This window comes from Microcystis sp. M20BS1, assembly GCF_020245305.1.
Lineage (GTDB): Bacteria > Cyanobacteriota > Cyanobacteriia > Cyanobacteriales > Microcystaceae > Microcystis > Microcystis ichthyoblabe_A.
In genome coordinates this window covers 1-9,381 of sequence record NZ_JADBUZ010000057.1, presented here as the reverse complement: position 1 = coordinate 9,381, position 9,381 = coordinate 1, and the positions used below count along the sequence as shown (strand labels likewise).

General features: G+C 44.0%; 6 protein-coding genes. 2 read left to right on the top strand and 4 right to left on the bottom strand.

What is annotated here, in order from left to right:
* The first annotated feature begins 527 nt into the window (after positions 1 to 527).
* Positions 528 to 1,253 (top strand): 2-phosphosulfolactate phosphatase family protein, encoded by a 726-nt coding sequence (locus IM507_RS05815; protein ID WP_002739091.1) that lies wholly within the window; start codon positions 528 to 530, stop codon positions 1,251 to 1,253.
* A gap of 297 nt (positions 1,254 to 1,550) precedes the next feature.
* Entirely contained in the window at positions 1,551 to 2,798 is a 1,248-nt protein-coding gene (locus IM507_RS05810) for a bifunctional folylpolyglutamate synthase/dihydrofolate synthase (RefSeq protein ID WP_002738793.1), read from the top strand.
* Here IM507_RS05810 and IM507_RS05805 read toward each other — a convergent pair.
* The 4 genes from IM507_RS05805 to dnaK all read right to left on the bottom strand — a co-directional run bounded on the left by IM507_RS05805 (position 2,772) and on the right by dnaK (position 9,090).
* Positions 2,772 to 4,361, bottom strand: a complete 1,590-nt coding sequence (locus tag IM507_RS05805) for a DUF3352 domain-containing protein (RefSeq protein WP_287636762.1) — start codon at positions 4,359 to 4,361, stop codon at positions 2,772 to 2,774. The genes IM507_RS05810 and IM507_RS05805 overlap by 27 nt on opposite strands.
* Positions 4,362 to 4,536: 175 nt before the next feature.
* The gene (locus IM507_RS05800) at positions 4,537 to 5,685 is read right to left on the bottom strand and encodes a quinone-dependent dihydroorotate dehydrogenase (protein ID WP_123231333.1); all 1,149 of its coding nucleotides are present in this window, start codon (positions 5,683 to 5,685) and stop codon (positions 4,537 to 4,539) included.
* Positions 5,686 to 5,906: 221 nt separating this feature from the next.
* The gene (locus tag IM507_RS05795; RefSeq protein WP_002739212.1) at positions 5,907 to 6,782 is read right to left on the bottom strand and encodes a J domain-containing protein; all 876 of its coding nucleotides are present in this window, start codon (positions 6,780 to 6,782) and stop codon (positions 5,907 to 5,909) included.
* Between the two features lie 145 nt (positions 6,783 to 6,927).
* On the bottom strand, positions 6,928 to 9,090 hold the full coding sequence (dnaK, locus tag IM507_RS05790) for a molecular chaperone DnaK (protein WP_002739142.1): 2,163 nt from the start codon (positions 9,088 to 9,090) through the stop codon (positions 6,928 to 6,930).
* Positions 9,091 to 9,381: the final 291 nt, after the last annotated feature.

The following is a 9,381-nucleotide window of genomic DNA, read 5'->3' as shown; positions in this document are numbered from 1 at the left end:
GACAATTTCAAGAGAGATAGGCTTTTAGTGGCTTGGGAACAGGCTTTATCAATCTATTCATAATAAATATTGGCAGAAGATTAAAGATTAGTTATTATGACTAACTCTTTTGATTAAAAAAAGATAAACTTGAGAATCCTCGATCAAATTTATTGACTCAAAATCAGCTATACGGCTCTTCTCGACTTTGTGTGATAATTTTTGCTTATGGAATCGTGAAATGTTGACTGAGAAGGACTTTTACGACTATTTTGCCGAAGAAACTATCAGTATAGGCTTCGTTTCCACACATAAACCAGAAGAGCCCCGCGTGGGTATTTCAAGTAATAAGCTAAGACGTATTTAAACCGCTTATTCTGAGATTAGCCCCCCCTTGCCTGATCTCAACAAGCAATTTGAATTAAGAACAGCTTAACTAGCTGACATCCATCGTGATAAAATCGGCCTTGTCTTTCTTCTGCCAGCGCAACGCCGAGCGGCGGTATGTTGAGCTTATTCCCCCTTTTACTTTTTACTTGGTATAACTCGTGCAGGTTTTCATTTATCATACTCCCGAACTTACCCCCGTCCATACTCTACCCGATTGCGCCGTCGTTATCGATGTTTTAAGAGCGACAACCACGATCGCCACTGCCCTCAATGCCGGTGCGGAAGCAGTGCAAACCTTCAGCGATCTGAAAACCCTGATGCAGGTGAGCGATACCTGGCAACCGGCAAAACGTCTCCGGGCAGGAGAAAGAGGCGGTGCGAAAGTAGAAGGCTGCGATCTGGGCAATTCTCCCCTCGATTGTACCCCTGATTTAATGAAAGGTCGTCGTCTGTTTATCAGCACCACTAACGGCACTCGCGCTCTGCAAAGAGTGGAAGAATCCCCAATCGTGATCACTGCGGCCATGATCAATCGGCAAGCTGCGGTTAATTACTTATTGGATAAGCAGCCCGATACCGTCTGGATTGTTGGCTCTGGTTGGGAAGGGGGTTATTCTTTGGAAGATACGGCCTGTGCTGGAGCGATCGCCGATGCGCTACAAGAACAATCGGGGCAAATGGCGATCGGTAATGATGAGGTTATCGCCTCGATCGCTCTTTATCGTCAATGGCAAAATGATCTTTTAGGAATGTTCCACAGTTGTAGTCATGGTCAGCGCCTCTTGCGTCTCCACTGTCAAGAAGATTTAAAATACTGCGCTAATATTGACTCTCTTGATGTTTTACCGATCCAAAAAGAACCGAGCATTTTAGTCAAACTTTAGACATTGCCCCCCACAGAAAGGGTCATCAGTGCCGGTAGGAGTATCGATCCTAGCCGGATTCCTTTATTTAGGGTCTGCTGAATAAATCTAAAAACCTTGTTGGATAAAACTTTTAGACCTTTTTGAAATCCAAAAGTGCCTCGTCTGGGAGTGATCAGGGGGAAAATCCCTGGACTTTTTCCCTGAAAATTAGGTAATTGAGCAGATGAAAATCGGTAAAACCCTACACCCCACACCCCACACCCTACCCCCACCGAAAAACTTTTTGCCGCAAACCCTATTTATAGTTTGCCAACCATGACTATCGATTCTTTACTGCAACCTTTTCAGCGTTTTGGTGTCAATCTCGGTTTAGAAAGAATAAAAAATCTGCTGGAGATTTTAGGCAATCCCCAAGATAAAATTCCGATTATTCATGTCACGGGAACTAATGGCAAAGGTTCAGTTTGTGCCTATCTATCCTCTATTCTCAGTACCGCCGGTTACAAAGTCGGACGTTATATTTCTCCCCATTTAATTGATTGGACAGAAAGAATCTCTATTAATGGCGAAAATATTGAAACCGCGACTTTAGAAAACCTGCTTAAATATATACAATCGCTTATCGATCCCCAGCAGGAAAGTCCTACTCAATTTGAGGTAATTACTGCCGCTGCTTGGCTGTATTTTGCTCAGGAAAAGGTGGATATTGCCGTGATGGAAGTGGGTTTAGGAGGAAGATTGGATGCGACTAATGTTTGCGCTCAACCTTTAGTTACTGTCATCACTTCTATTAGTCGGGAACATTGGCAAAATTTAGGTCCCACGGTTGCCGATATTGCCGGGGAGAAAGCGGGGATATTAAAAGCGAATTGTCCCGCAGTTATCGGACAATTACCGGAATCAGCGCAGGGGGTAGTTAGGGAGAGAATCAAGCTGTTAAATTGTCCAACGGTATGGGTAGAAGCTGCCGAAAAAATTGCCGATAATCGGGCTAAATATCAAGGTTTAGAATACCCTTTATCCTTAGCGGGAGATTTTCAATTAACTAATTCGGCTATAGCGATCGCTGTTGTTAATATTTTACGTCAGCAAGGTTGGCAAATTAGCGATGAAGTCGTGCGGGAAGGAATGGCAAAAACTCGCTGGTTAGGACGTTTACAAACCGTTAATTGGTGTCAGCGAGAAATTTTAATAGATGGCGCTCATAATCCTGCTGCTGCCATTGGTTTAAGGCAGTATGTAGATAGTTTAAAGGCTCCAAAAATTATCTGGGTGATGGGTATTTTATCGACGAAAGATCATCGAGAAATATTCCAAGCTTTATTAAGAAAAGGCGATAGTTTATATTTAGTTCCTGTCCCAGATCATAGCAGTGCCAATCCTGAAACCTTAGCGGAATTAGCGGCTTCAATTTGTCCAGAATTATCTCACCTAGAGACTTGTTCTGATGTATTTTTAGGACTAAAAAAAGCCATCCAAGAATCTGCCGATAGTCAGATAATTCTCTGTGGATCGCTTTATCTAGTCGGTTACTTTTTAGGGAGTTTGTTTCAGGGAAAATAAAACATCAATTTTACTGGTGGTTTTATCAGGCATAGTGGCAGTAATTCCGATGCCGCGTACCGATTCTAAAAAGGCCTTTGCTTCTGGGGTTAATTCCGTGGCAGGAAGATTATTAATTCCCCCTGCTTTAGCAATAATTTGCTCCACATCGATGAAAAAATAACCGAGATTATTTTTAGGCAAATTTGCGATCGATGCTTGGAAATTCTCACTTTTGCTAATCGGTTGATTCGGTTGGGGTTGATAGGGAATTCCGACGGTCATTTTTAGGGTATCATTATTAGGCCAAGCATAGGTTAAAATCGCTTGTTCTTCCGCTTTCCATTCAGTCACATCTTGACCAGAAATTTGACTGTTTTTTATGGTGATAAAGGGAACAGTTTTCACCAATTCATTTAACTTATCGAGGGTAGTTTTTGCCGCTTTATGATCGCCGGTTTGCCAGATCATCATTCCCCCAAAACCTAACCCTCCCACTGCTTGCTGGTTGGGGATAATTCCGAAGGCAAATTCTCGATCCATCCAGTTAAAAACTTCTTTATCCGCGTCAAGAGTTGCCATCTGAAAATTCTCACGGATCTGACGCAGAAAAACTTGTAATTCTGGGTTAGTTTGGGACTGTTTTTCTGCTTCTTCCCATCCCTGTTTAAGATTATTCCCACTCCAAAGTGCGATGGTATCTCCGGGTAAATAATTTAAAACTTGATTTTTGCTAGGGGAAGGTAGGTTAGAAATAGTTTCAGGAGCAAGTTTAGCCACCATTTGTAATTGTAATCCCGTATCGGTGACACCCACTCCTGCGACAATATCTTGAATTTTTGCTAATTCTTGCCGACTTTGGGGAGATAAATTAGCATCTGGTCCCAAGATTTTGGCATAATCATCAATATAAATTGTCGCTAGGGTATTGGGTAGGTTGAGGGATTGGGAAAGCAGTTTTCTCACTTCCGGTTTACTGCTAAAAGATGGCTGTCCTTGATAGGTATCGATCGCCGCTTCTAACACCTTTTTATCGTAGGATATCAACAAAAAATCACCAGTAACGGCAGTATAAATGGTGGTATTATCCTGCCAATCTATAGAAGTAATTGTAATACCTTTGTAGTCACTGGTGCTAGTTTTGCGATTAACTTGTTGTCCTAGTTTTTTCTGGAATTCTGACGCTTTAATTTTATCTTTGATCCCGATAACCGTTAATAATTCCGATTGTCCGGGGGTAGCTGCGGGAAGAAAAGCAAAGCTAATACTACCGATCCAAGGTTCGATATCCCGTTGATAATCAATCTTATCAGTGAAGATATTTTTTTGTAATTCTTCTAGTCCCTGACTAACCGCAGTTCGCGATTCTGGTGTACCATATTTAGCTAACACTGACCAAGCTTTTGCATCCGTGGAGACAAAACTACTAGCAAAGGCAGTTTCTGGGATAACTTTTGCCGATTGCAAGGGGGTGAATCTTTGCCAAGGTAGCTGTCCTCGTAGATAAAGATAGACACCTCCTGCGGTTACTGCTGTTAGTCCTAGGACGACTAAACAACCGGGTAAAAATGATTTTTTTGACATAGAATTGTGGTTTGGTTAAAAAGTTCCATACTTGGCGATCGATTTGTCTGCGGTTGTAGTCTCTAGATTAGTCCTATTGTAGTTATCCTAATTATCTTATCTTATCCCCAAAGGTGACAGACAACATTTCAGCTAATTTTTCCGAAATTATTGCTAATTACCAGAGAAAATTGGCTCATTCTTGGTTAGCTTGCCAACCCACCGCTTGATTAATATTAGTCAACCCATTAGCCTCTAATTTTTCTGTTAATCCTTGTAAAATATTTGATACTAGCCAGGGTCCTCGGTATAACCAACCGGTATAAATCTGTAATAAACTCGCACCGGCGGTAATTTTTTCCCAAGCATCATCGAGAGAAAAAATGCCTCCCACTCCAATTATTGGTAAATTGCCTTGGGTTTGCCGATAGATAAAACGGATCACTTCCGTGGAACGTTCCCGCAAAGGTTGCCCACTAATTCCCCCTGCTTCTTCAGTGATTGGTTTACCGGTTTCAGGCAGAATTGTGGTTTTTAATCCCGTGCGTTTAGTGGTGGTATTAGTAGCGACAATTCCAGCTAATTGATAGGAGAAAGCTAGGTCAATAATTATTATGATATCTTCCCATTCTAAATCGGGAGAAATTTTCACTAATAGGGGTTTTCTGCCTTGATTTTCTGTTTGTAAAATGTCCAGGATTTTATCGAGTTGTTCCCCACTTTGCAGGGAACGCAAACCGGGAGTATTGGGAGAACTAACATTAACGACAAAATAATCGGCATGGGGGAATAAATAGCGAAAACTGCCTAAATAGTCCTCCGGAGCCTTTTCTAGGGGTGTATTTTTCGATTTACAGAGGTTAATACCGATGGGAATCTGTCGGGGTTGTCGTTGCCAAGATTGTTGGAGAGTTGCCGCTAGAACCGGCGCACCGAGGTTATTTGCCCCCATACGGTTTAATCCCGCCAAATCTTCCGGTAAACGAAATAATCTCGGTTTTGGGTTGCCCGGTTGCCCTTCTAGGGTGACAGCACCCACCTCGGCAAAACCAAAGCCGAAATTATGCCAAAGTCCTGCCCCTAAACCGTCTTTATCGAATCCTGCCGCCAATCCGACGGGATTGGGGAAATTTAACCCCCAGAGGCTTTGAGATAGGCGAGAATCGCTAAAACTGAGGGATTCTGATAATTGTGAGATTAACCATTGTCCCCAAAATTCCCCCCGCGAGCGATCGATTTTTTGCAGAGTATTTAATAATTGTTTTTGTGTTCCTTCTAAATTGCCCCGAATAGCCTTGAAAGCTAGAGGATAAAAAGGTTTAATTGTGTCAATTATATTGATCATAAAAAGACAGGAATTAAGGGTATTTTTCAGTTATCAGTTATCAGTTATCAGTTATCAGTGGGGAGACCACTTCGTGTGCGACGTTCGGCGATGCTCAGTCGAGCCATTGCGGGGGAGCAGGGAGAAAAAGCTGTCTTCTGAATACTAACTACTGAATACTGAATACTGATAACTGACTTCTGATCAATAAAAAATAGACCGTAACCCACCTAGCATAATCTTTATAAACCTTGACGAGGATTAAAAGTTTCGATCGCCCGTATTTTTTGATAAAGTTCTAATTCTTCTGGGCTAGGATTGGGAGGATTAACTAAGATAATTTCCACTAATTGATCGCCCCTTTCTCCTTGGGAAGTGGGATAACCTTTATTAGCCAAACGTAATCTTTGACCGCTTTTAACTCCCTTAGGAATCATCATTTTAACTAACCCGTCAATGGTGGGAATTTCCACAAAACCGCCCACAATTGCCTCGCTAGGAGTAATTGGTACTTGACAGACAATATCAGAACCTTGAATCCTAAAAAAATGATGCCTAGCGATAGTTATTTTTAAATATAAATCACCCCCTTCAATACCCTGACCTTTGAGACGAATTTTCTGCCCATCGATCATGGCTGCCGGCATATCAACCTCTATTGATCTACCATCTTCCAGACGAATTCTTTGTCTGCCACCTTGATAGGCTTTCTCTAAAGGTAAAGTCAATTTCGCCTCCACATCTCGACGAGTTAAACGGGGAGAGGAGGCAATTTTAGCACGCTTAGTATTAAGGTTATTAAAATCTTTAAACTTCCATAAATCCTGTTCTGTACGGGGCATTTTTCCATTACCGTTACCATTCGCTTTTTCCCCCGGACGTATCCCACGGCGCTTAATCCCCGTCAAGGAACGATTATACTCAACCCGTTTTTCTTCATCGGAGAGAACATCATAAGCTTCATTAATATCTTTAAACTTTTCTTCGGCCGATTTATCCCCCGGATTAACATCAGGATGATATTGACGCGCCAGTCGTCGAAAAGCCTTTTTTATCTCGTCACCAGTAGCCGTGCGAGATACTCCTAAAACATCATAATAATTAACTAATTGTGGCATATATTCAGTTATCAGTTATCAGTTATCAGTTATCAGTTATCAGATTTGAGTTTTAAGTGAGCAGTATGTATTAAGCGAGCAGTATTAAATAGTAGTTTCCCACTGTCTTTTCACTGATTACTGATCACTGTTTACTGATCACTGATTAAAACCAATCATCATCCTCATCATCCCAGTTATTTTGGGGGGGAATATTGCGGGAACGATTGCCGCTGCTGCGGTTACTTTTACTATTGTTATAACTTTTTTCCTCCGAAGGGGGGGGACTTTGCCAATCGCTATCGCGGCCATTATAGTAATTGTCCTGATTGCGGGGGCGATAACTATCTTGATTAGCCGAATAATTGGGTCGATAATCACTTTGATAACCCGGTGTACTGGGACGATAATCCTGACGATAACGATCGCGACGCGGTTCGGAGGGAAGATCATCTTCCTTATCTCCAGTAAAAGTCTTGCGAATAGCGCTAAAAAAGCCCTCGTCTTCCTCGTCGTATTGTAGGCGTACCTCGCGATTTAATTCATAGATAACATCCTGTAGGTCTGCCTGGGCGCGATCGATGCGACGGTCATCATTTTTCTCCAAAGCGTCGATAATTTCCGTACTCAAAGACTCAATTTGACGACGATAGGAACGGGTGAACTCATTACCAAAATCGAGAGTAACATCTTTTAAGCGTCGTTGGGCTTGATCCACCAGAGAGCGGGCGCGATTGCGTTTATCCACCTTTTCGCGACGGGTACGATCTGCTTCCGCAAATCGGGCAGCATCGCCGATCATGCGGTTAATTTCCCCTTCGCTGAGGGTAGAAGCGCCTTGAATGGTGACACTTTGCTCCCGTCCGGTCATTTTATCCCTAGCGGTGACTTGTAGAATACCGTTAGCATCGATATCGAGGGACACCTGCACTTGGGGAATACCCCGGGGTGCGGGGGGGATACCGGTTAATTTAAAACGTCCCAGGGATTTATTATCGCTGGCCATTTCCCTTTCCCCCTGCAAAACGTGAATTTCCACCACAGTTTGATTATTTTCGGAAGTGGAAAAAAGGTCAGATCTGCGGACGGGAATAGTGGTATTGCGGGGGATTAACTTTTTCATCACACCGCCGATGGTTTCTAAACCCAAGGATAAAGGGGTCACATCGAGGAGCAGCACGTCTTTGACCTCGCCGCCCAAAATTCCCGCTTGAATAGCCGCCCCGACCGCTACAACCTCATCAGGGTTAACATTTTGATTGGGTTCCCTATCGATAAAACTCCGCACCAAATCCTTCACCACCGGCATCCGCGTGCCACCGCCCACCAGTACCACTTCGTCTAGTTGGACGGGGGACAAACCGGCATCGGAAAGGGCTCGTTTGAGAGGACGACGGAGACGACTGATTAAATCGCCGCATAATTCCTCAAATTGGGCCCGACTCAGGCGAGTTTCGATGTGTTTGGGTCCGTCTTCCGTGGCGATGATAAAGGGTAGATTAATATCGGTGACGCTGACCCCAGACAGTTCAATTTTGGCTTTTTCTGCCGCTTCTGTCAGTCTTTGTAGTGCTTGCCGGTCTTGGCGCAGCTCCACGCCTTCCTGTTCCAAAAATTGATTGGCTAACCAATCGACGATTCTTTTATCGAAATCATTACCGCCTAATTGGGTGTCGCCACTGGTGGCTTTCACCTCAAAAACGCCGTCACCCACTTCCAGGATAGAAACATCAAAAGTACCGCCCCCCAGGTCAAAAACGAGGATTTTCTTGCTTTCCTGTTCATCGAGACCGTAGGCTAGGGCAGCGGCGGTGGGTTCGTTGAGAATCCTCATCACTTCTAACCCCGCAATTCGGCCCGCATCCCGGGTGGCTTGACGTTGGGAGTCATTAAAATAGGCGGGGACGGTGATGACAGCCCCGGTAACTTCTTCCCCTAGATAACGGCTGGCTTCTTCGGCTAATCGGCGTAAAACTAGGGCGGAAATTTCTTCGGGGGCAAATTCTTTTTGCAGACGGGGACATTTAATTTTGATATTACCCATCTCATCCCGGCGGATGGTGTAGGGGACGCGCTTCGATTCGGGGTTTAATTCCGAGTAGCGACGACCTATGTAGCGTTTGATTGCATAGTAGGTGTTTTGGGGATTAAGTACCCCTTGTCGCCGGGCCATCTGACCGACCACTAACTCCCCATCTTTATTAAAACCGACCACAGAAGGAGTGGTTCTCATGCCCTCCGAGTTGGCGATGACCACTGGCTTTCCGCCTTCCATCACGGCGACGACGGAGTTAGTTGTCCCTAGATCAATGCCTACTACTCTACCCATGCTTGTTTTTGTCTCCCCCTAGATTTCGATAACTTCGGGACTTTTACCTTCGATCGATAGTTTAAATCGCTTAATGCTTGTTGACAATATTGTATCGAATTGTCTTAGGTTCTCGCTCTCGGTTCGGAGCGATTGAGGGTGTGATTACCGAAGTGGTCTTTTAGTGATCGCTGGCGATCGAGCTTGGGGAGTTTTAAATAGGGTCTGCGGCAAAAAGTTTTTCGGTGGTGGCAGGGTGTGGGGTGTAGGGTGTGGGGTATAGGGTGTGGGGTGTGGGGTGTGGGGTGTGGG

Coding starts and splice junctions, on each gene's coding strand:
- IM507_RS05805 (WP_287636762.1), bottom strand. CDS start 4,361: ATGTCAAAAAAATCATTTTTACCCGGTTGTTTAGTCGTCCTAGGACTA.
- dnaK (WP_002739142.1), bottom strand. CDS start 9,090: ATGGGTAGAGTAGTAGGCATTGATCTAGGGACAACTAACTCCGTCGTC.
- IM507_RS05810 (WP_002738793.1), top strand. CDS start 1,551: ATGACTATCGATTCTTTACTGCAACCTTTTCAGCGTTTTGGTGTCAAT.
- IM507_RS05795 (WP_002739212.1), bottom strand. CDS start 6,782: ATGCCACAATTAGTTAATTATTATGATGTTTTAGGAGTATCTCGCACG.
- IM507_RS05800 (WP_123231333.1), bottom strand. CDS start 5,685: ATGATCAATATAATTGACACAATTAAACCTTTTTATCCTCTAGCTTTC.